Below are 20,811 nucleotides of genomic sequence, written 5' to 3'. Positions count from 1 at the left end.
CATCAGATATACATACTTTTGTGATCTAAGTACGAAGATTGAGGTACTTTACTTATGAAATCAACAAGAATAATTACTGAAGCTAATATCATTTTACATAAATTTAGCTATCCATGCTGCAAAAGCATTTGCAATATCCTGCAAAAACTTAATTGTACTTTCGTTTGAGATATTTCCTTGTTCATCTAAACTATTCGTAATGTTAGAAAGATATACTTCTGGCTGCTGCATCGTATATACATTTAGAAAGGACAACACTTGACGTAGATGGTGATTTGCTCCAAAGCCTCCAATATTTCCAGGAGAAACACTAAAGACTGCTCCCGGCTTACCCGACCAAACATTTTGTCCATATGGTCTTGATGCTATGTCCAATGCATTCTTTAGTACAGGAGGAATGGAACGATTATATTCAGGTGTTACAAATAAAAATCCATCCAACTCTTTTACTTCTTTACGGAATGTCTCCCATTCCATAGGTGTATTTCCATCATCATCATAATCCTGATTATACATTTGCAACTTACTGATATCAATAAATTTCATTTCATATCCTTCTGGTATAAGAGACTGAAATGTATTTGCTACCTTTTTACAAAAGGAATCTCTTCTTAAACTACCAACAAAAACACCAATTGTAACGCTCATTTAAATTTCCTCCTTTATATTAAAACTCAATTCCTAATCTGGCTGGTTGTTTTTTATCATAAGGATGCTTAATTTTTTTCATCTCTGTTACATAATCTGCGAGCTCTACTAATTCTTCCTCTGGGTCTCTTCCTGTAAGAATGACTTCTAAGTCACTCCGTTTTTCTTTCAGAAATTTTACTAATGTTTCTCTCTCAATCATATTGTAATTATACGTGGATATGATTTCATCCAAAATCAAAACATCGGCATCCTTTGACATTGTGATAGCTTTTTGCAATAATTCCTGATACGCTTGTTTTGCCTCTGCTTTATTTTCTTCTTTCATAAAATTAAAAAAACCGAAATTTCTTTCTTCTGTAACTACCGTTATATTCGGAATCCCACGAAGGATTTTAAGCTCAGATGAAGAACCATCCTTAAAAAACTGTACCACAAGTACTTTAAGTCCGCTACCAGCAGCACGTACGGATAAGCCCATGGCAGCCGTTGTCTTTCCTTTTCCATCACCGCAATTAATATGAATCTTTCCTGTCTCTTTCATACGCCTTCCTCCATTATCTGATATATTTTCTTCATATCTAGAGAACTTCTCACTGCATCTGCTAACTTATCATACTGTTCCTCTTTATATTGTTTATAATCAAATTCGTAAACCTCTTCAAAATCTATTCCTTTTCTCTTACATAAAGTTCCTATGATCTCTTTGCAAATACCCTCTTCGTCAAAGATACCATGAAGATAAGTACCATACACATGTGCTCCATTGGAAATTAAAACTGAAGTTATTGTGTTATGCTCCAAATTCTCTTCGTCCTTATTGGAAAAACAATTATTCTTCTCTTCTTCTACCTTTGAACTCCATGTACTCTCGCCCATATGAATCTCATATCCTTGATAAGTTTTCCCAGATAGACCAGATAACATACCTGCAACCTTATTTAGTGTTCCACTGTTTTGTTTTCTTACCTTTTCTTTCGCAAAAACCGTATTGATAGGTAGAAGTGATAATCCTTTTATCTCTCCGCCACCTTCTACACCATAAGGGTCATGTAGCCACTCGCCTAACATCTGATAACCACCACAGATGCCAAATATTAAGGTGTCTTTGGATTCCGCTTTTAATATGGCAGCTTCTAAACCGCTTTCTCTTAAAAATTTCAGGTCATCAATTGTATTTTTTGTTCCTGGTAAGATAATCATGTCAGGTTCTAAAAGTTCTGAAACTTTAGATATATATCGGACTGATACATTCGGAAAGCGCTCCAAATTATGAAAATCAGTATAATTTGAGATTCTAGGCAAGCGAATTACCGCAATATCAATCTTTTTGGCTGTCTTTCGTAAAAATCGTTCGGAGATACTGTCCTCTTCTTCAATATCCACCGTCGTATATGGTACCACTCCTACAAATGGAATATTAGCAATAGGGCTTAGTCTGTCACTTAACATAGTAAGTCCAGGCTCTAGTATTTTTACATCACCGCGGAACTTGTTGATTATCATTCCTTTTATCATCGCCCGTTCCTCTTCTTCTAACAAAGCAACGGTTCCATAAAGCTGGGCAAATACTCCACCACGGTCAATATCCCCCACCAAAAGAACAGGAGCATTTGCCATGCGTGCCATTCCCATATTTACGATATCTTCTGACTTTAGGTTTATTTCCGCAGGACTCCCGGCTCCTTCTATTACAATGATATCATACTCTTTATCAAGCGTTTGATATGAATGCATGATTTCTGGTATCAGCTCTTTCTTGTATTTAAAGTAGTTAGAAGCTGTCATATTACCACGAACTTCTCCATTCACAATAACCTGTGAGCCTACATCTGTCGTTGGCTTTAGAAGAATAGGATTCATTAATACACTTGGCTTAATACCTGCCGCCTCCGCCTGTACCACCTGTGCTCTTCCCATCTCATAACCGTCTTCTGTTATAAAGGAATTTAAAGCCATGTTCTGTGATTTAAATGGTGCCACTTTATAACCATCCTGTTTAAGAATGCGACAAAGGGCTGTCACTAATAAGCTCTTGCCTGCACTGGACATGGTTCCTTGTATCATAATTGACTTAGCCATGATTATTCTCCTTCTTCTCAATTACATAATTCTGCAAATGCCTCTAACAATAAATCATTCTCTTCTTTTGTTTTAATAGCAATACGATAGTAACCTTTCGATAAACCATTAAAATTACTACAGTCTCGTATTATGATACCACGTTCTAATAACTCATCATATAAATTTATATCAGACTTTAGTAATAGAAAATTTGCTTCGCCATCTATTACTTTAATAATGCTCCCTTTAATATTACTTCCTTCAATATTGCTTCCTTTAATATTACTTTCTTTAAAATAGTTTATTATCCTACTTCTCTCCACTTCGATATGAGTTTTCGCTTGTTGAAAGAATTCCTCACATTTACAAGCTGCTATCCCGGCTAATTGGGCGCACGTGGAGATATTCCAAGTTTGACTCCCTTCACTCATCCTATGTAAAAGTTCTTGATTAGAACAAATTGCATACCCTAAACGGACACCAGCCATCCCATAGCTTTTAGTAAATGCTTTTAATATAAATAAATTCGTATACTCCTTACACTCTCCCACTAGAGAAATCGCTCCATTTACCCATTCTAAGAAACACTCATCCACAAATAGCTTGATTCCAAGCATCCTACTCTTAATAAGAATCTTTTGAAACAGAGCATAAGGAATACATTTTCCAGTTGGATTATTCGGATTACATAAGTAGATAGTATCATACTCTCTATTGATTTTATCTAAAATATCCTCAGAAAGCATAAAACCCTTCTCTTCGTTAAGGTAATAATAATTGACTTCTGTTTCCTGATAGTATAGCGACTGTTCATACTCACAAAACGTAGGTGCCACAATAAGTACCTTTCCCGGCTTTGTCGCAGCTGCATAGGAATAAATTAATTCTGCGGCACCATTTCCGCAAATGATATACTCCATAGGTACTTCTTCTTTTAAAGAAATCGCCTGTCTTAATTCTTCACAATAAGGATCTGGATATTGATAGAGACACTCACTTGCCTTAATAATCGCTTCTTTTACGAAAGGTGGGGTACCAAAAGGATTTAAATTTGCAGAATAATCTAACCGTATCTTATGACGGTAGACATCACCTCCATGAGGATTTGCCTGATGTAATAACATATTTAACCTCGTTTCTGAACACACGTAATACGTGTACTTTTCTGCGTAACACAAGTTTGTGGTTGCATCGCGGATACAGACTTGCTGAGTGAAAGATTAATAAAATCTCACTCCCATCCCCGCCTCTTTCTTTATAATAAACAAACATAATCCTGTTTACAGAATCACAATCTTAATAATCATACATAAACCCATGCAAAGGAATGCACTCACGTACAATAATACATTTGCTCTTATAATGTCCTTTATCTGAATCTTTCTAACCGAATCACCAATGAACTCCTTTTTATGTAGAACTCCATGATAATAAGCATCTCCTGCTAACTGTATCCCAAGAGCTCCTGCACATACTGCTTCTGTTTGAGCAGAATTAGGACTGGCGTGTTGATATCGGTCTCTAAGAAAGGTTTTTGCAGCCCTTTTCATGGAATAAAACTTACCATCCTTATTTGAAGAAGTGGAAATTCTCTTAGAGAAAATAAAATCTAAAACTTCACAAATGCCACTAGCTATTATCATAAGCAAAGCGGCTATTCTTGAAGGAATAAAATTTGCTACATCATCTAACCTAGCTGCTACCCTGCCAAAGTATAGATACCTCTCATTCTTATAAGCAACCATAGAATCCATTGTATTGATTGCTTTATAGATAAATCCTAATATAGGCCCACCAATCGCTAGATAGAGCATTGGCGCTATAATTCCATCCGAAGTATTTTCTGCAACTGTCTCTACTGCTGCCTTAATAATTCCTTCCTCAGTTAAAGAATCTGTATCTCTACCAACTATCATTGACAATTGATATCTAGCCCTAACAATATCTTCTTTCTCCAATTCACGATATACCTTCATGCTTTCCACACGTAATGATTTGGTAGCTAAAATCTGATAACACATCACAGTTTCCACAAGAAGCCTTACCATCGGATGAATGATTCCCGCAATATACAATAAAACAAAAGGTATTAGTCCTGAGATACTGATTACAATAAAACAAAGAACGGCTCCAGCGACTAGCTCACCTCGCTTAGTTTTAGGAAAACATCTACGCAAGAACTTTTCACTAGTTGATATAAGCTTTCCGATAAAACATACCGGATGAGGAATAGAGTGAGGGTCACCAAGAATTAAATCTAAGAGAAACCCTAATAAAAATGCTATAATTGTAATATTCATGAAACCTCCAAAATCACCGAACAATAACTAAATCTCACGAATCACTTCTAAGCGTCCATCGTTCCTAACTTCTAGCAGATAACCTTCCCCGTTTCCACAGCCCCAGGCATAGTAATCTTTCTTTTCCTTCGCAAATGCTGATAAGATTGCCATGATAGTTCCGCCATGTACGATGAGGGCTGCATCTGCTTCTTTTTCTGATATTATCCTGTTATCTGTTCTACCCATATTTTTCATAGATGTCTCTGTAAAAACTTCATTTATCACCTTACGATAGGCTTCCCTACAACGATGCTCAAACTCTTCTCTCGCTTCACCTGATGGAAATGGCATCGTACCATTAGAATCAATCCACTGTTGATACAAAGGTTCATTCGAAAGCTGCTTATAATTTTTCCCTTCAAATAATCCAAAATCACATTCTCTAAAATCATGTACAAATTTAAGTTCTCTGTTAGGATAAATTAAATTAGCAGTCATCTGGCATCGAAGCATTGGAGAACAATAAATGTTTTCCGTAGAAGGATAGCAACCTCTTTCTTTTTTTAATAGAAGTTCGTTGATACCTTCTTCGCATAAAGGTTCGTCCGTTTTCCCGATATAACACTTGCTAAGATTTCCTTTCGTTAGCCCATGCCTAATGAGTGCAATTCGTTTCATCTTTTATTATCGCTCCAATCCCATAATAGACTCGATGTACCTTTTTACTTAACTTTGCAAGTTCACAGAGAACTCTTCCAACCACTTCACGATAACTTCTCTCTATAGCCTCTAAGGGAACTACTCCAAGACCGACTTCATCACAGATAATAAAACAATTCGGATTTTTCTTAATATATCCGTGTAGTCGTCCTAAATATTTTGTTATCATCTCTTCATCCGAAAGTGAAGAATAATCTTCTTTCATCCACTCACGAATAGTATCCTGTAAAGAATTAAGTATCTGCTTTGTCTCATCTATTACGCTCTCTGCTACAGCATCTATAGCTAATCCTGAAACTTTCATAGTATATTCTAATTTTCCTGAAGCCCTACCACCAATGACCAGTTCCATATATTATTACTCCTTCCGCAATTACGACAGCTAATCCAGCCATCAGTTCACAACGTACTAAAAAATAACCTGCTAAATCTCCTGTCGTACCTCCAAACAACTGATATGCTAACTTCTTATACCGAATAAAACATAGCAAAGCTGTTAACATTCCAACTACTGTTAGAATTGGAGAAACCAATAACATGCCTATTACAGTAATCACTAAGTAGATAACCATACTGATTGTTACCTTCCTTTTATGTGCTGCTTGCTGAAATGTTGCTACCAGACCATTTGATTTTGCTGTCTTGAATTGAACGACTGCTAAACCACTTAAGGCTCTTGACACAACAAAAAATATGGCGATGATAATACTGCTTTTTAAAGTTAAAACCGAAACCATACCAAAGTACAACAAAAAATAAACTCCGCTACGAATAATTGCAAATGCTCCGGAATGCGGATCCTTTAATATTTCTAATCTTCGTTCTTTAGACTGGTAAGAAGAAATTGCATCCATGGTATCACAATAACCATCCATATGAATCCCACCAGATATTAAGATTGGAATTGATGTTAGCAAAGCTGCGATTAAGATATCACCAAGCTTAAGAAGATGTCCTATTTGAAAGGTAAGAAAGAACACTCCTCCTATCACCGCCCCAATCAAGGGAAAGAAACAAATCGCATAACGCATAGACGATTCCTCCCATTCCTTCATGGGAACTCTAATCTTTGAATACATACTAAATGCAATCCATAAAGAATTTAGCCACTTCATAATAACCTCTTTCCCCTTTATGATTTAAAGGAATACCACAAACTACTTCATCAACGTGCTCAAAGTCTACTGCTAACCTTGTATGAAGTTCTCCAAGTGCTTTGATATATAAGGAAGTACCCTCGTCGTAACTGATTCCATCAAATCCGATATCATTGGATACTACAATTAAGTGTGTCGTTTTTTCAGAAAGCAGCTCAACTTGTCTTAGTACTCCATCTATCACCCCATCCGCACCAATTCCTATCGGATCAAACATCTCATTTGCTAGAAGATTAGATAAACATTCCAATAACACGACGCTATCTTTGGGAATAGATACTTCATTCACCGTCAGCGATTTCTCAATTGTATGAAAATTTCTTCCGCTTCGTAGTAAACGATGTCTCTTTACACGCTTCTTTCCTTCTTCTCCATACACTTGCATCGTAGCTAGATAATACACAGGCAAATTGAAAGAATCCGCAATTTCTTCTGCATAGGCAGACTTGCCACTCCCGCTGCCTCCGGTGATTAAATATCTCATAATGGTTTATACTCCTCTATTTGTATATCAGTAAAGGTTGGCATACTGCGATATTCACTTAATGCCATCTCAAGTAGTGGCATTACCGCAACAGCTCCTGTTCCCTCACCTAAAGATAGGCGACATTGGATGATAGGATTTAGTTTAAGTTCTTCCAGTATCATTTGTGCGGCTGGCTCACCAGATTGATGAGAGGCAACCATCGTATATTTGCAAGGTTCACATAATCTGGTAGCTAGAAGCGCTGCTGCTGAGGATATAAAACCATCAATGACAATAGGTACCTCAAAAAATGCTCCTCCAAGATAGACACCAACCATGGCTGCCAAATCAAAGCCTCCAACCTTCTTTAAGATTTCCCAAGGCTCCTCTGGGTTTAAATGATGAAAAGCGATTGCTTCCTCGATTATCTTTGCCTTATGCGTAATTCCTTCCTTACTTAAGCCTGCTCCCTTTCCTGTTACATTCTTCGCAGGTACTTGAAGGAGAGCAGCAGTGACAGCGCTACTGGTAGTCGTATTGCCAATTCCCATCTCCCCCGTTGCTATAATTTCATAACCTGATTCTTTGTATTCCTTCACTAATAAGATACCGGCTTCTATACAATTACATAACTCATCTTCTGTCATAGCCTCCATCTGAGAAAAGTCTCTTGTTCCTCTTCTTGCCTTCAGACAGCGCATTTCCTCTACTTCAGTTAGCATACCAACATCAACTGGAATTACCTCAGCGTTAGCCACTTTTGCAAAATGATTGATGCTGGCTCTCCCATGAAGAATATTTTGAGCTACAACCGCAGTCACTTCACTTCCAGTCTGGGAAATCCCCTGTGCTACAATCCCATTGTCCGCACAAAATACCATGCAACAACGTTTCTTAAGCGTTATCTTAGGATTGATAGAAACCAGTGTTGCAACAGCATCCTCCAGATATCCAAGTCCATAAAGTGGTTTTGCAATCTTATCCCAGTACTTATTAGCTTCTCTTTTTCTTTCTTCAATTTCACTAAAATCTCTTGTTATCAGCTGTCTTATGATAAGTTTACAATCAATTTCCCGCTCCATAATAATTCCTTTCTTGTCTCATACCTTTTTATGGACTTTCCCTTTTTAAGGTCTTTCCCTTATTCTTGCAATAATGACCAACGTGACTTAACCATACATATAGGAAATTGCAGCGCAAATTCCTATAAACTAAAAAATGCCTCATACACAAAATAGCATAAGAGGCATAACAAAAAAACTCCCTAAATGAGTTCTTTACTACACCAGCTATTCACCGTAGCCTTGTGTTATTTCTTATAGTGAGGCAGGTCTTCTGGCTTTGGCTTCAGCACATACTACAGTCTTCCCGATTACTCAGTGACATGTCCTACATTCGTAAGTGAAGTATGCTCTTCCATTACAGCGGCGGGACCGCATGGGATTTTTCACCCATTTCCCTATTATCCTTGGCTATAAATCATGCCAAGGCACCTCTCTACATTATATTTTTAAGATAGAATTTCAGTACATGTAAAAAATTTAATTCTCTTATTTGGAAATTAAACCCGCTTCATTATAACTAAAAAATCAAAGGATGTAAAGTATCTACCGTAATTAATCCTTATAATCCCTGATAATAACCAATAATATACAATGGAATAACTACTTTAAAAATGTTACAATATTATTACAGAAATATTTCATTTTGGTAATTCTATAACAAAATATCCTCATGTTCTGAATCTCCTGACAAAAAGATGTAACCTATTTGACTCTTTTTTGTCGCACTTTTATGAAATACTTAAGATATCTAAAATACGAAAGAATGGTAATGAATATGAACTACAAAGTTAAATTAGGCACTCTAGTAACATCTCTGGTTTTATCTGGATATATTACAACTATCCCAGTAGCTCACGCTACTTCATATAAAATCTCCCCCCCACTTATAACAACCTCTCGCTTCATCACTTCTAATGTAGGATCTCACGAGGTATCAGTCCGACAAGGTCAAAATAAGATAGATCTCGACGTTAGCGTTACAAAAAATGCGACCGCGTCGGAAATTCAGCAATTATTAGATTATAACAAGAATAATGTATACAACCTAACCATAAGAATACCATATGGTACCTATGTACTTGATCAAGAACTTCGTATCTATTCTAATACTACAATTATTGTTTCTACTGGAGCTAAATTAATGAAGAACCACCAACGTGGAGCCATGATTGCAAATGATATGAGTAAAGATAACGGTGGTTATTCTACTACCGAAAATATCACCATCGATGGGGGTATCTGGGATTCCTCTATGATAGCAGGCTATAACAAGGGTACGGAGAGTTTTCGTTTTATACACGCTACAAATGTTACCGTTAAAAACGCAACCATTCGTAATGTACCAGACAAAAGCCACCTTATTACCTTTGCTGGTGTTAAAAACGGTACTATAGAAAATTGCATACTCTTTGGTTATAATGGTGAAACGTTAAAAGAAGCGATTCAGCTCGACATCGTTCATGACAATATCATCGTTCCTTCCATGCAGTCAAGTTCTATCCTATATGACGATTTACCATGTGATACAATTGTCATAAAAGATAACCTAATATACAACTTTCCCCGCGGTATTGGTTCCCATACTTCTGTCCAAGGAGTTTTCCATACTAACATAACAATTGAGAATAATAGGCTTCATGATATCTCGGAAGCTGCCATTAAAGTTTATAACTATACAAACACCAATATAAAAAACAATATCATAGATAGAGCAGGTGTTGGGATTCTTGTCTATACGACAATTGCAAATGAGGAGATGAATTATCTTCCTGCTCTTCCAAGTACGAAAAAACAGCCCCTTCCTAAAAATTATCGCATCGTAATTGAGGGAAATACTATTAAGAATATGAGACAATATCTAGAAGGTTCAACGCTTACCTGGGGTGATGGAATACGTGTTATTGGTAGCAAAGCACGACCTTTATCCAATGTTTCTATTAGAAAGAATAAGCTAACAAAGACAGCCCGCTATGGAATCTTTGTAGAATACTCCCCTAACTGTTATATTGGTAGCAACTATATCACTGATACCTATCGTTATGCAATTTGCGTACACAATAGTAACTCAGGTAATCTATACTGGAACCAGATTAGTAAAGCGGGAGCGAAAAACAGCTATTATGGAGGAATTGGTGTATCATATACCCAAAATTTAAAGATCTATAGTAATAAGATAAACGTGACAGCCAAAAATGGTATTTATCTAAATTCAACTACAAGAAACTGCAATGTTACCTGGAATAAGATCACCGGTGTAGCCGCTGCTCAAGCTATTTATGCAGATACAAAAGATGGACATACGGTTAAAAATAATACACCGAAAGTAAAAAAGTAATTTGTTAGTTTTGTTATAGAACAATGAAGTGGCGGTTTTCTGAACTATCTGATGATTCCAAGATAATTACGCCATACGGCACATTTAAACCAAAAAAATTTCCATACGAAAAGTTGCTATTTCCGGAAGAAGAAAATTGTGTGGATCACATACTAAAGCTTTATTTCTAATAGCCAGTAACATTACCTGTGCTAGAACTACTATGAATATGAACCTTTTGGGGACATTATTTTTATGAAAAAGAGGAGCTTATGCTCAATAGCTTTTATATCTACTATTGAGCATAAGCTCCCTTTATGATTGCATATTCTTTTATTATCGTTGTTGTTGCTTTCTTATACGCTCTGTGCATTCTTTTCAAGCACTAAATAAGCACTCGCTACTTTTCAACTTAGCTAGTTCTTACTTCATAGCTTTTCAAGTATAAAGCAGCTCTAATATCTTTTTTAAAGATTTAAACATGCTGATAAACCATATCAAGTTGGAATTCTGTTTCACTACCAACATATCCTATCTTTTCATAAACATGCTTTGCTGGCTCATTTAACTCGTCTGCCATAAGAAAAGAACGTACAGCTCCTTGTTCCTTTCCATAAGCAATGGCCTTTTAATCGCATCAAATTTATTTCTGTCAATCATGCAATCTCCTTTACTATTAGTCAAAAGGATAAATTACACCCCAACTAGCTCTAAGACCGTCCATAATTTCCATCACGCGGAGAGTTTCCTCATGAGGCATCTCCGGACATTCTAATTTACCTTCTGCTATTGCCTTGAAAGCTGCAGTTACTTCATACTCATATCCAGTAATTTGTTCTGGTCTCTCAATGGTTTCTACTAATTCGCGGTTTGAATTGTATACTTCAATTTTCTCATAGTTATTCATCCCATAAACCTTTAAATAACCTTCGGTACCATAGATGATTGCTTGTGATTCCATCGCACTAATCATAGAACTGCTAAGTGTTGCTACCTTACCATCTTTATAAGTCAAGATGACACTATGTGTTTCATCTACACCAAGATCAGTTAATACTGCAGAAGTTTTGATATCCGAAATCTCATTTCCAAATGCAATCATAGCAAATGTTAATGGATAGATTCCAAGATCAAGTAACGCTCCACCTGCTAATGAAGGCTCTTTAAGTCTTGGTTTTCCACTAACCAATGCACCGAATGTAGAGATTAAAGAAGCTGGAGTTCCAATCTTACCACTATTAAGTGTATCTTTTATCATTTGAGCCATTGGCATATAACGGCACCAAATTGCTTCCGTAACTAATAATCCTTTTTCTTTTGCTAAAGAAAGAACTTCTTCTGCCTGCTTTTTATTCGCAGTAAATGCTTTTTCACATAAAACATTTTTTCCATATTGTAAACATAACTTTGCATGATCATAATGATGAGAATGTGGTGTTGCTATATACACTAAATCAATATTTGGATCTTGCAACATCTCTTCATAGGATCCATAAGCATGTTCTACTGAATATTCCTTTGCAAACTCTTCTGCTTTATTAATATCTCTAGAAGCAATACCATATAAATTTACATCCTTCATTCCATTGACAGTCTGAGCCATGAATGTGGCTATTCTTCCAGCACCTAAAATTGCAATATTATTCATAAAAAAATCCTTCCTTTCTTTTCCCTCTGTAACAAATCCTATACGTAACTACTATATCTCCCATATTTCATATTGTAACATAGATTTGGTAAAAGTTATATCGTAAATTATGAAAGCTACGTAACTTATCATGTCCACATTATATACTATTTCCTAGATTGTTGTTTGATATTACCCATTCATTACTAAATATTGACTGTACCTTTAGAACATACTATAATTAATTAATCTGATTTAAACATAGTCAATTATCATTAATATTAATACTGGGAGAATCTTATAGGTTGAAAAACCAATCATATTAAAACGGAACTTTGCACTGTTACAAAGTTACTATCTTATTAATAGGCTCTAAATAGCCAGAAAGAGGTTATTATGGATACTCAAAATTTAAAAACCTTTCTCCTTTTATCTAAAATAAAGAACTTTACCCAGACAGCGGAACAACAATTTGTTGCACAGTCTACGGTAACAAACCGTATCATGGAATTAGAAAAAGAACTAGGGAAAAAATTATTCCATAGGGAACGTAATAATCTCTCACTAACAAAGGACGGGGAGATATTTCTTGAATATGCGAAACGTATTGTGGAACTTGAAGAGACTGCTATACATGAATTCAACACACAAAATACATTTCGTGCTGCCCTTCGTGTTGGTACTGCAAATACTGTGTATGAGTGCCACCTATATGATCCGATTCGTTCCTTTTTTATGAATCATCCGGATGTATCGATCAAGGTTACCATCGACCACTCATTTACATTAATTCAAATGCTCCAAGATCAATTAATAGACCTTGCATTTACTTATGTTCCGGTGAATAAGAAATACTTTCAATGTAGTTTATTTCGTGCCGATGAATTAGTGCTCGTAACTCATCCAAAAAACCAAAAATATGTGGGTGGTATTTCAAAAGACCAATTGGTAAGCACCAATTATCTTTATTGCAATTTTGCTTTGCAAGATGTCGGAATATATATACGTGAGTTATTTCCAAAACATCATCATTTTCGGTTTGAGATTGATAAGAGTACGACTCTTTTACAGTATCTATTAGATGGAATAGGATTTAGCTTTCTTCCAAAAAGCTTGATCAATCATTATGTAGAAAATGGGCAACTCATTATAATCCCACTTCTTGATTTTGACACGCCAAAAATTAATAGCTATATTCTGCGAAAAGAAAATGTCGGTAATGCTTCAGTAATTGAGGATTTTATAGAATCTATCCGTTCACATTAAGTTACAATTCAGTCAAACTACAAATTGGAAAGAGCGTCACTCCATAGTTATTAATCAACCATTTTACAACCCTCCCTTTCCTACAAAAATAGCTAAGGTATGCAACCAGTCGTACTCATTAATTTTTACTATTCTAAGGTATCTTAGTAAAAGAATAAAATGGTATAATGTTAAAATAACTGAATACTATAAAAAAAAAACTTAGTTTATGGATATAACTCAATATATTAATTTTGCTGAGCAATATTTACGTTCTCTACCAAGAGATTATACTCCAGGAATGGCTCTAGAAAATAATGATATACTTTATGATGGCTATGCAAGAACATATAATTTAGATAAACTTTTAGAGTTTATAAATAATGTAAACAGTGGTATACCTGACTTTGTCACAGTAACAACCTTTGGAATGGACGGACCAGCAGTTACAAGCGTTTTGCAATTTAATAGAAATCAAATTATTTATACATTAGATATGACTAGATCCCCTCTTGAAGATAAAATCATTACAATTGTTGGCAATAGGATAGACGTTCATACTCAAAATATGTATGGAACATTAGTAACATTTTACGATTTAATAGACATTAATAATAATTCAACAAATATTATTAAAAATGTTCAGAGATAGGATATTATTTGCAAAGAAAAGAGTCCTTGCTCAATAGCTGATTTACATCAGCTATTTTGCAAAAGCCTCTTTTCTCATTTTATCTTTTTCATTTTTCTGTCTTCTTTTAGTGTTATATAGCCAAGAAAATTATCTCTTATCCTACATATACTTTTAATAAATCTAAAGTAGCAATTAATGCTGTTTCATGAGTACGCTCCATCCCATGAGAAGCGTGGATTCCCTGTCCAATTAACGCTGCTCTAATATTATTGCCACCACGCATAGCAGCAGATGCATCAGAACCATAATGAGGGAAGATGTCTACAACATATGGGATTTGCTTGTCTTTTGCAAGATTCATAAGTTTTGTTGTTAACTCATAATCATATGGACCTGAAGAATCTAATGCACAAATTGATACGGAATACTCATTACCAGCTAAATCATCACCAATGGCTCCCATGTCAACAGCAATAAATTCACTAATTTCAGATGGGATATAGGAAGCGCCCATACCGATTTCTTCTAAGTTGCTGATTAAAATCTTTAAAGTTCTCTTTGGTGTAACATTTTGTTCAGACAAATCTTTCAGTAAACCTAATAAAACAGCTACACTTGCCTTATCATCCAGATGTCTGGATTTGATAAAACCGCTTTTTGTATACTCAAAACGTGCATCAAAGCTAATATAATCTCCATTATTGATTCCAAGGTTTAAAACATCTTCTTTATTCTCTACTTTCTCATCAATACGGATTTCCATGTTTCGATCCTTGCGTTCAAGAGTTCTTGCATCATCATAGGAATGAACCGATGGGCTTTTTGAAAGAATAGTTCCGGTATACACCTTTCCTTCTCTGGTATGGATTTTGCAATATTCACCTTCGATACTATTCATTGTGTAGCCCCCAACACAGGTGAAGCGAATTATACCATCACCACCGATGGAACGGACCATAGCACCCAGTGTATCTACATGAGCTGATAGACCAAGGCAATCATTACTTTCTCCAGGAACTGTAATAATTAGGCCACCTCGTTTGATATACTCACAGGAATAATGATACTTATTAGCTTCTCTTTCAACAAACTCCATCACTTCTTTCGTAAACCCAGATGGGCTTGGAATGTTCACTAATGTTTCTAACGTTTTAATAATGTACTCTTTCGTTTCCATACAAATCTCCTCTAAATTTTTTCTAATTATAGATTATAACACTTCCTTGTCAAAAACAATCCCTATAATTATCTCCCAATGGTTCTATAATAACTTTCCATTCTTCTATTAATTTTTCTAACGAAAACATTGCATTTGCTGGGCTGGTAGAAGGAAGACATATAGCTTTTAATCCAGTTACTGATTCACTATATCGATCATAAAGTTTTTTCGCTGTTTTTCCATTCACGTAAATATGACTTATTGGGCTTATCGCTAAGATCCTAGATAAATCGGTTGGTACTACATTTTTTATACTGCTATCACTTGATCCGATGATATCGCAACTGTCTATGACGTCCCATAATGCAATGTGATTCTCTAATAGAAATTCTCTTTTTCTCAAACTATCCGATGGTATTTCTTTCTTTAAGACCGAAGATAACATCCTCCAAAACCGATTCATCGGATGTCCATAATAAAACTCTTGCTCCCTTGACTTAACAGAAGGAAAACTTCCTAATATCAAGATTTTACTATTTTTATCAAAAACCGGTTCGAAGGTATGTGAAACATGTTGATAATCACCCATTGTAACCTCCATTCTGACGCAAAGTATGAAAAGTCTTAATTTTTCACATTAACCCTATTTCCGTATTGTTATAATACAATCATCTTTTTAATGTTTCCTCTTATCCTTATTTAAAATGGATATCCTATTCTATTTCAACGACAACAAGCCTGTGATTATCACAAGCCTGTTTGTTGATTACATATCTTTTAATCTATAAAAGCTAGCGTTGAATCCTATTCTTTAGTGTAATAGATCCCAGCACTAAAATCAAGGAATCACTCTTCTTTTGTTAATAATCACGTTTTCTTTTATAACCACTTTTTTTCTAATCACTTTTCTTATAATCACCTTTCTTTTTTATCATCAATATCAGTCTGTGCTGGATTATCTAATAATTCTCCGGTGAAAGTAAACCTTGATCCATGACATGGGCAATCAAAGCTTAATTCATCAGGATTCCATTCTAACTGGCAACCAAGATGCGGACATTTAGGGTCTATAATGTAAATTTCACCATTTTCAGTTTTATAAACTCCATATTTAATTTCATCTACTTCAATAATTCCACCATGACCCAATGGAAGTTCTTCCTCAGTCGCTTTTGGCAACTGAAATATCCTTCTTGTTAACCCTTTTACTGCATGCTTGGTTTCTTCTAACAATGCTTTAAAATCACTAGTTAGGGTAAATCTCTCTGGAGAAAATACTGGAGCATACCAAACATCTTCACCTGCTATTTGCTTTGAGATAATTTGTGCTGATACCATAGAACTTGTCATTCCCCACTTACCAAAACCAGTGGCAACATACCAGTTCGGTTTACCATCTGAAAATGGACCAATATATGGTACACCATCTAAGGTCATACAATCCTGTGCAGACCAGTGAGCAAACTCTTTGCTTTCTGGATAAAATTGTGCTAACGCACTTCTCAAAGCACTATATTGCCCACCACGAGAATTCTCACCGGTTCGATGGCCTCCACCACCAAATAATAAGATATCTTTATAACATCGTAGTGAATATCCGGTCTTTTCTAAACTTCGATACATTCCAATTAAAGTAGTCGCATTTTTACATGCAAGAAAATAAGATCGATCTTGATGCATTCGTAGAAAATAAAATCCTGGAGCATTGATAAACGGATAATGGCTTGCAAATACAATGTATTTTGCTGATATATCGCCGCGATTAGTTTTAAGTAACGTATCTTCTACTTCAAGTACCTGTGTATTTTCATAAATGGTTAATGTACTTGCCACTGCAGACAAGAATTTTAATGGATGAAACTGCGCTTGATTTGCAAATTTTACCGCGCCTTTTACCTCAAAAGGTAGTTCTGTTTCTTTGGTAAATTCAGCATCAATTCCTAGATTCCTAGCAGCTACCGCTTCCTCCTCTAAAGGAGTTGCATCTTCCAAAGTATATAGATAAGCACTTTTTTCTTCAAAGTCACAATCGATTAGTAGCTCGTTAACTAAATTCTTATATTCTAATATTGCATTCTCATTTGCAAAAGCATATTGCTTTGCTTTCTCTTCACCAAATTGATCGATGAGTTTATGATAAATATCCGCATGCTGCGAAGTAATCTTTGCAGTTGTTCCCTTAGTCTGCCCACTTCCAATGCGTTTTCCATCTACTACTATCGTTTTAAATCCTTTTTGTGTGAGATAATAGGCAGTTAATATTCCTGCCATTCCTGCACCTATCACTGCTACGTCCGTCGATAAGTCACCAGATAATTCCTCTCTTGGAGTAATCGAATAATTTTCTTCCCATATAGATACCATATTTAACCTCAATTCTGGCGCTTAGCGCCCTCATCTTAATTGCGGCATATCTGCGCCAGCGCAAATTACTAATTTGTCGGTTGATAAATCTTTGTTTATTAATCTACCTTCTTAGTATTACATTGTTTACGTATCTTTATGAAAATAAGTACTAGAACTTTATGAATATCTACGGTAATGACGTACTAATCACTACTATTGGAATTCACTCATCATCTAGATAATTTTGTTTCTTTATATCGTTATTTGATTTCGTTTATTATATAGCGTTTTATAACCAAAAAACAAAGAGCAGAAAACAGATAGGCATGTGACTGCACTTACGGCTATGATAATCGCTATTTGGTAAAGTATTGCCGTCATAGGAAGGGTACCGGATAGAATCTGACCTGTCATCATACCTGGTAAAGAGATAACCCCCATGCTAAGCATTGAGTTTAAGGTCGGTAAGAGAGCCGTCTCAATCGCTTGATTTACAAATGGTATTAATATTTTTTGAGGCGTAACACCCATATTTATAAGCGTATCTATTCTATTTCTTTGCGATTTGATTGTCTCATTGAATGTTTTAAGCCCGAGGCTTACCCCTGTCATAGCGTTTCCTATTATCATCCCACCGATTGGAATCGTATATTGGGGATTAAAAATATTTACACCGACCACTGCTATTATAAAAAAGCATATAATAGCAATACCCGATAAAGCGAGGGAAGCCGCCACTATCAACTTGAATTTTCTATTAATTTCTTTGTTTCTATTAAGCACCATATAAATCGCAAATCCTGTCATCAACAGAATGTAAAAAATTGTAAATGCAGGATGAGGATTCTTAAAAATATAAGTCAATATCAAACCAGCCAAAGTAAGTTGTACGGTCATCCGTAAGCTGGCGATCACAAGCAGCTTGGTTTGATTAATTCTACATTTTTTCATTACCAAAAGTACTATTAAAAGAAGCAAATATATTAAAGCGAATTGCCCAATATTTAATGATATAATCTCGTTCATTATTCTGACCCCCCTAAAGATTGATTATATTATCAGCAAATTTATTGGCAATAGCTCTATCATGAGAAACGACAAGAAGCGTTTTTTCTTTTCGTTTACAAAATGATTTAACATTTTCTAATAGCGCATTTGCATTTTTATAATCAAGTGCACTTGTAGGCTCGTCTAACATTAATACCTTTGATTGAAACGAAAGATTAATTGCGTTAAACACCCTCTGCCTTTCCCCACCGGACATTACACTACACATACTATCGAGTGGTAGATGAACAGAACAAATATCCAAATAATTTTTCATCTCTTCTTCGCTGATGTTTTCCAAATCCCGATAAGCATAATACTCGTTGAAATTGTCTTTAATGGACATATCAAATAAATAAACCGATTGACTGATAAGGAGAACTTCCCGACGTAGCGTTATTGGGTCGTAATCCTCAATATTTTTATCTAAATAGTTGATTTTCCCATCCGTTGGTGAAATAACGCCATTCAGTAATTTTAAAAGCGTGCTTTTACCAGAGCCACTTTCTCCGCAGATAAATGTAGCTCCTCCTTCTGGTATTTCAATATTGGGATAACGAATAATATTTTTATAATTCACATTTTCTATTGTAAATAATGCCATAACTTTCTCCTATAACTTATTTCATTATCTTGCTGTAGTAACCTTTGTTCTAGTCAAACTAAAATTCGTTTGAAACATTACTTTTCCAAAAATATTGTCTCTAGGAACTAATCCAAAAGACTGATATCTACTATCTAATGAGTTTTCATAATTGTCTCCAAGGACAAAATACTCATCCTCACCCAATGCAATTGGATAATTTACATCTCCTTCCCACTGCATAGTTCCGAAAGTATATTCTGTATCTATTAGCTCATTGTTTACATAAATATGACCTGAGTTGATATCTACTGTATCACCAGGTATTCCGATGATTCGCTTCATACAAACATTATCTCCATAATATAATACCACAACTTCTCCTTGCTTTGGAGCACGGAAGCTATAAATCAACTTGTTTGCAACGAAGTTTGCTCCAAAATCATAAGTTGGTTCCATTCCTCCTATATTAAAAAAAGTTTGAAACCACGAAGTTATACAAATAAATATAAAAACGACTGCTGCGAATGTGCTGGTTATTATCATTCTTCTACGTTTTTTTAAACGCTTTGCTATTTTTACATAATTCTCATTGTCATCCTTAACTTCGTCAGAGCATTGACCCATTTCTTTTTTAAACTCATTTTCTGCCATTATGCTATCTAAAAAAACTTTGCAGGAATCACACTCTTTTAAATGCTCCTCAATAATCTGATTACTTTGTTCACTAGTCGCCTTATCACAGTATAAAGGAATTAATTCCTTTACTAGTATGCATGTCTGCTTATCCATAATATTCGCCCTCCAATTCTTTCTTTACCATTTCTTTTCCTCGGAAATACAACACTTTTGCAGAATTCTCACTAATATGTAGCTTTTCTCCTATCTCTCGAAAAGAAAGATTTTCTTGTAATCTTAATAACATAACCTCACGATAATTTTCCTTCATTTGTTTGATACAACTAATTACTGCCTCGGCATTTACTTTGTCTTCATACTCCTGTTCCATGCTCTTAACATTAGCTATCAGATTTTCTTTACCTAATACTTCGCTATCATAATCTGCATAGATAGGATGCTTCTTAAAGTAACGAAAACAAGTGTTCTTACCAATCTGAAAAAGCCAAGTTACAATATCACAGTCTCCTCGGTATCGGTGTAATGATAAAAATGCTTGATAAAAGGTTTCTTGGGTCAGTTCTTCCGCCAAATCTTTACGGTTATAAACTTGTTTTAGCAAAAAATAATAGACTCGAGAATAGTATTTTTCATATAATTGTTGAAACTCTGTCTTCATCGTCTGCCTCCGTCTGCGCTTTCCTTAGTACCTCTATCTATTAGTAACATTAACGTCGAAAAGGTTACAAAATAAAAAAATATAGGAAGACTTCTTTCTGATATGATCATCCATCGAAGTCTTCCTATATAGTGTAATGTTACAAGAAACTATAAGAT

General features: G+C 35.3%; 21 protein-coding genes and 1 riboswitch. Of the genes, 3 read left to right on the top strand and 18 right to left on the bottom strand.

The annotated features are described in order from the left end of the window. Positions 1 to 93 precede the first annotated feature (93 nt). The 10 genes from CPHY_RS05875 to cobT form a co-directional block, all read right to left on the bottom strand. Entirely contained in the window at positions 94 to 648 is a 555-nt protein-coding gene (locus CPHY_RS05875; protein WP_012199138.1) for an NADPH-dependent FMN reductase, read from the bottom strand. Positions 649 to 667: 19 nt separating this feature from the next. Next, positions 668 to 1,192: a cob(I)yrinic acid a,c-diamide adenosyltransferase gene (locus CPHY_RS05870; RefSeq protein WP_012199137.1), complete on the bottom strand. Its 525-nt coding sequence runs from the start codon at positions 1,190 to 1,192 to the stop codon at positions 668 to 670. After that, a complete protein-coding gene (locus CPHY_RS05865) occupies positions 1,189 to 2,730 on the bottom strand; it encodes a cobyric acid synthase (protein WP_012199136.1) in 1,542 nt (513 codons plus the stop codon). The genes CPHY_RS05870 and CPHY_RS05865 overlap by 4 nt, the downstream gene beginning before the upstream one ends. A 17-nt stretch (positions 2,731 to 2,747) precedes the next feature. Continuing rightward, positions 2,748 to 3,836, bottom strand: a complete 1,089-nt coding sequence (locus CPHY_RS05860) for a pyridoxal phosphate-dependent aminotransferase (protein WP_012199135.1) — start codon at positions 3,834 to 3,836, stop codon at positions 2,748 to 2,750. Between the two features lie 156 nt (positions 3,837 to 3,992). Next, a complete protein-coding gene (gene cbiB / locus CPHY_RS05855) occupies positions 3,993 to 5,012 on the bottom strand; it encodes an adenosylcobinamide-phosphate synthase CbiB (protein WP_012199134.1) in 1,020 nt (339 codons plus the stop codon). Positions 5,013 to 5,039: 27 nt separating this feature from the next. Further along, positions 5,040 to 5,672, bottom strand: a complete 633-nt coding sequence (locus tag CPHY_RS05850) for a histidine phosphatase family protein (RefSeq protein WP_012199133.1) — start codon at positions 5,670 to 5,672, stop codon at positions 5,040 to 5,042. Then, entirely contained in the window at positions 5,650 to 6,066 is a 417-nt protein-coding gene (locus CPHY_RS20650; protein WP_012199132.1) for a bifunctional adenosylcobinamide kinase/adenosylcobinamide-phosphate guanylyltransferase, read from the bottom strand. The genes CPHY_RS05850 and CPHY_RS20650 overlap by 23 nt, the downstream gene beginning before the upstream one ends. Then, positions 6,044 to 6,829, bottom strand: a complete 786-nt coding sequence (locus CPHY_RS05840) for an adenosylcobinamide-GDP ribazoletransferase (protein WP_012199131.1) — start codon at positions 6,827 to 6,829, stop codon at positions 6,044 to 6,046. Before CPHY_RS05840 ends, CPHY_RS20650 begins: the two co-directional genes overlap by 23 nt. Continuing rightward, positions 6,795 to 7,355 carry a bifunctional adenosylcobinamide kinase/adenosylcobinamide-phosphate guanylyltransferase gene (locus CPHY_RS05835; protein WP_012199130.1) on the bottom strand — a complete coding sequence of 187 codons (561 nt, stop codon included), beginning with the start codon at positions 7,353 to 7,355 and terminating at the stop codon, positions 6,795 to 6,797. Before CPHY_RS05835 ends, CPHY_RS05840 begins: the two co-directional genes overlap by 35 nt. After that, positions 7,352 to 8,419: a nicotinate-nucleotide--dimethylbenzimidazole phosphoribosyltransferase gene (cobT, locus tag CPHY_RS05830; RefSeq protein WP_012199129.1), complete on the bottom strand. Its 1,068-nt coding sequence runs from the start codon at positions 8,417 to 8,419 to the stop codon at positions 7,352 to 7,354. Before cobT ends, CPHY_RS05835 begins: the two co-directional genes overlap by 4 nt. A 226-nt stretch (positions 8,420 to 8,645) precedes the next feature. Continuing rightward, a riboswitch (cobalamin riboswitch) is annotated at positions 8,646 to 8,849 on the bottom strand. A gap of 327 nt (positions 8,850 to 9,176) precedes the next feature. Between cobT and CPHY_RS05825 the strand changes: the two genes are divergently transcribed. Continuing rightward, entirely contained in the window at positions 9,177 to 10,736 is a 1,560-nt protein-coding gene (locus CPHY_RS05825) for a right-handed parallel beta-helix repeat-containing protein (RefSeq protein WP_198301336.1), read from the top strand. Positions 10,737 to 11,391: 655 nt separating this feature from the next. Here the strand turns inward: CPHY_RS05825 and CPHY_RS05820 are convergent. Beyond that, positions 11,392 to 12,363, bottom strand: coding sequence for a Gfo/Idh/MocA family protein (locus CPHY_RS05820; RefSeq protein WP_012199127.1), 972 nt, complete (start codon positions 12,361 to 12,363; stop codon positions 11,392 to 11,394). 375 nt (positions 12,364 to 12,738) lie between these two features. Here CPHY_RS05820 and CPHY_RS05815 point away from each other — a divergent pair, with 375 nt between their 5' ends. Then, positions 12,739 to 13,608, top strand: coding sequence for a LysR family transcriptional regulator (locus CPHY_RS05815; RefSeq protein ID WP_012199126.1), 870 nt, complete (start codon positions 12,739 to 12,741; stop codon positions 13,606 to 13,608). 208 nt (positions 13,609 to 13,816) lie between these two features. Beyond that, positions 13,817 to 14,239, top strand: coding sequence for a DUF4362 domain-containing protein (locus tag CPHY_RS05810; protein WP_012199125.1), 423 nt, complete (start codon positions 13,817 to 13,819; stop codon positions 14,237 to 14,239). Between the two features lie 136 nt (positions 14,240 to 14,375). Here CPHY_RS05810 and CPHY_RS05805 read toward each other — a convergent pair whose 3' ends face one another. The 7 genes from CPHY_RS05805 to CPHY_RS05775 form a co-directional block, all read right to left on the bottom strand. Continuing rightward, complete coding sequence (locus tag CPHY_RS05805) at positions 14,376 to 15,398, bottom strand: M42 family metallopeptidase (protein ID WP_012199124.1); 1,023 nt, start codon at positions 15,396 to 15,398, stop codon at positions 14,376 to 14,378. 49 nt (positions 15,399 to 15,447) lie between these two features. Further along, positions 15,448 to 15,969 (bottom strand): DNA-deoxyinosine glycosylase, encoded by a 522-nt coding sequence (locus CPHY_RS05800; protein ID WP_012199123.1) that lies wholly within the window; start codon positions 15,967 to 15,969, stop codon positions 15,448 to 15,450. 326 nt (positions 15,970 to 16,295) lie between these two features. Then, positions 16,296 to 17,744: an FAD-dependent oxidoreductase gene (locus CPHY_RS05795; protein ID WP_012199122.1), complete on the bottom strand. Its 1,449-nt coding sequence runs from the start codon at positions 17,742 to 17,744 to the stop codon at positions 16,296 to 16,298. A 234-nt stretch (positions 17,745 to 17,978) separates the two neighbouring features. Continuing rightward, the gene (locus CPHY_RS05790) at positions 17,979 to 18,752 is read right to left on the bottom strand and encodes an ABC transporter permease (protein ID WP_012199121.1); all 774 of its coding nucleotides are present in this window, start codon (positions 18,750 to 18,752) and stop codon (positions 17,979 to 17,981) included. A gap of 13 nt (positions 18,753 to 18,765) precedes the next feature. Further along, positions 18,766 to 19,377: an ABC transporter ATP-binding protein gene (locus CPHY_RS05785; RefSeq protein ID WP_012199120.1), complete on the bottom strand. Its 612-nt coding sequence runs from the start codon at positions 19,375 to 19,377 to the stop codon at positions 18,766 to 18,768. A gap of 24 nt (positions 19,378 to 19,401) precedes the next feature. Beyond that, positions 19,402 to 20,148 (bottom strand): signal peptidase I, encoded by a 747-nt coding sequence (gene lepB, locus CPHY_RS05780; RefSeq protein WP_012199119.1) that lies wholly within the window; start codon positions 20,146 to 20,148, stop codon positions 19,402 to 19,404. Then, complete coding sequence (locus tag CPHY_RS05775; protein WP_012199118.1) at positions 20,141 to 20,653, bottom strand: RNA polymerase sigma factor; 513 nt, start codon at positions 20,651 to 20,653, stop codon at positions 20,141 to 20,143. Before CPHY_RS05775 ends, lepB begins: the two co-directional genes overlap by 8 nt. Positions 20,654 to 20,811 lie beyond the last annotated feature (158 nt).

The sequence above is a fragment of the Lachnoclostridium phytofermentans ISDg genome (assembly GCF_000018685.1).
Lineage (GTDB): Bacteria > Bacillota > Clostridia > Lachnospirales > Lachnospiraceae > Lachnoclostridium > Lachnoclostridium phytofermentans.
Note: the sequence above shows the minus strand (reverse complement) of the source record. Positions and strands in the feature narration are given on the sequence as shown.

Bases quoted from the DNA above. Each gene is read 5' to 3' on its own strand.
- CPHY_RS05790 (WP_012199121.1), bottom strand. From the start codon at position 18,752: ATGAACGAGATTATATCATTAAATATTGGGCAATTCGCTTTAATATAT.
- cobT (WP_012199129.1), bottom strand. From the start codon at position 8,419: ATGGAGCGGGAAATTGATTGTAAACTTATCATAAGACAGCTGATAACA.
- lepB (WP_012199119.1), bottom strand. From the start codon at position 20,148: ATGGATAAGCAGACATGCATACTAGTAAAGGAATTAATTCCTTTATAC.
- CPHY_RS20650 (WP_012199132.1), bottom strand. From the start codon at position 6,066: ATGGAACTGGTCATTGGTGGTAGGGCTTCAGGAAAATTAGAATATACT.
- CPHY_RS05815 (WP_012199126.1), top strand. From the start codon at position 12,739: ATGGATACTCAAAATTTAAAAACCTTTCTCCTTTTATCTAAAATAAAG.
- cbiB (WP_012199134.1), bottom strand. From the start codon at position 5,012: ATGAATATTACAATTATAGCATTTTTATTAGGGTTTCTCTTAGATTTA.
- CPHY_RS05795 (WP_012199122.1), bottom strand. From the start codon at position 17,744: ATGGTATCTATATGGGAAGAAAATTATTCGATTACTCCAAGAGAGGAA.
- CPHY_RS05835 (WP_012199130.1), bottom strand. From the start codon at position 7,355: ATGAGATATTTAATCACCGGAGGCAGCGGGAGTGGCAAGTCTGCCTAT.
- CPHY_RS05850 (WP_012199133.1), bottom strand. From the start codon at position 5,672: ATGAAACGAATTGCACTCATTAGGCATGGGCTAACGAAAGGAAATCTT.
- CPHY_RS05775 (WP_012199118.1), bottom strand. From the start codon at position 20,653: ATGAAGACAGAGTTTCAACAATTATATGAAAAATACTATTCTCGAGTC.
- CPHY_RS05820 (WP_012199127.1), bottom strand. From the start codon at position 12,363: ATGAATAATATTGCAATTTTAGGTGCTGGAAGAATAGCCACATTCATG.
- CPHY_RS05825 (WP_198301336.1), top strand. From the start codon at position 9,177: ATGAACTACAAAGTTAAATTAGGCACTCTAGTAACATCTCTGGTTTTA.
- CPHY_RS05870 (WP_012199137.1), bottom strand. From the start codon at position 1,192: ATGAAAGAGACAGGAAAGATTCATATTAATTGCGGTGATGGAAAAGGA.
- CPHY_RS05800 (WP_012199123.1), bottom strand. From the start codon at position 15,969: ATGGGTGATTATCAACATGTTTCACATACCTTCGAACCGGTTTTTGAT.
- CPHY_RS05875 (WP_012199138.1), bottom strand. From the start codon at position 648: ATGAGCGTTACAATTGGTGTTTTTGTTGGTAGTTTAAGAAGAGATTCC.
- CPHY_RS05865 (WP_012199136.1), bottom strand. From the start codon at position 2,730: ATGGCTAAGTCAATTATGATACAAGGAACCATGTCCAGTGCAGGCAAG.
- CPHY_RS05810 (WP_012199125.1), top strand. From the start codon at position 13,817: ATGGATATAACTCAATATATTAATTTTGCTGAGCAATATTTACGTTCT.
- CPHY_RS05785 (WP_012199120.1), bottom strand. From the start codon at position 19,377: ATGGCATTATTTACAATAGAAAATGTGAATTATAAAAATATTATTCGT.
- CPHY_RS05805 (WP_012199124.1), bottom strand. From the start codon at position 15,398: ATGGAAACGAAAGAGTACATTATTAAAACGTTAGAAACATTAGTGAAC.
- CPHY_RS05840 (WP_012199131.1), bottom strand. From the start codon at position 6,829: ATGAAGTGGCTAAATTCTTTATGGATTGCATTTAGTATGTATTCAAAG.
- CPHY_RS05860 (WP_012199135.1), bottom strand. From the start codon at position 3,836: ATGTTATTACATCAGGCAAATCCTCATGGAGGTGATGTCTACCGTCAT.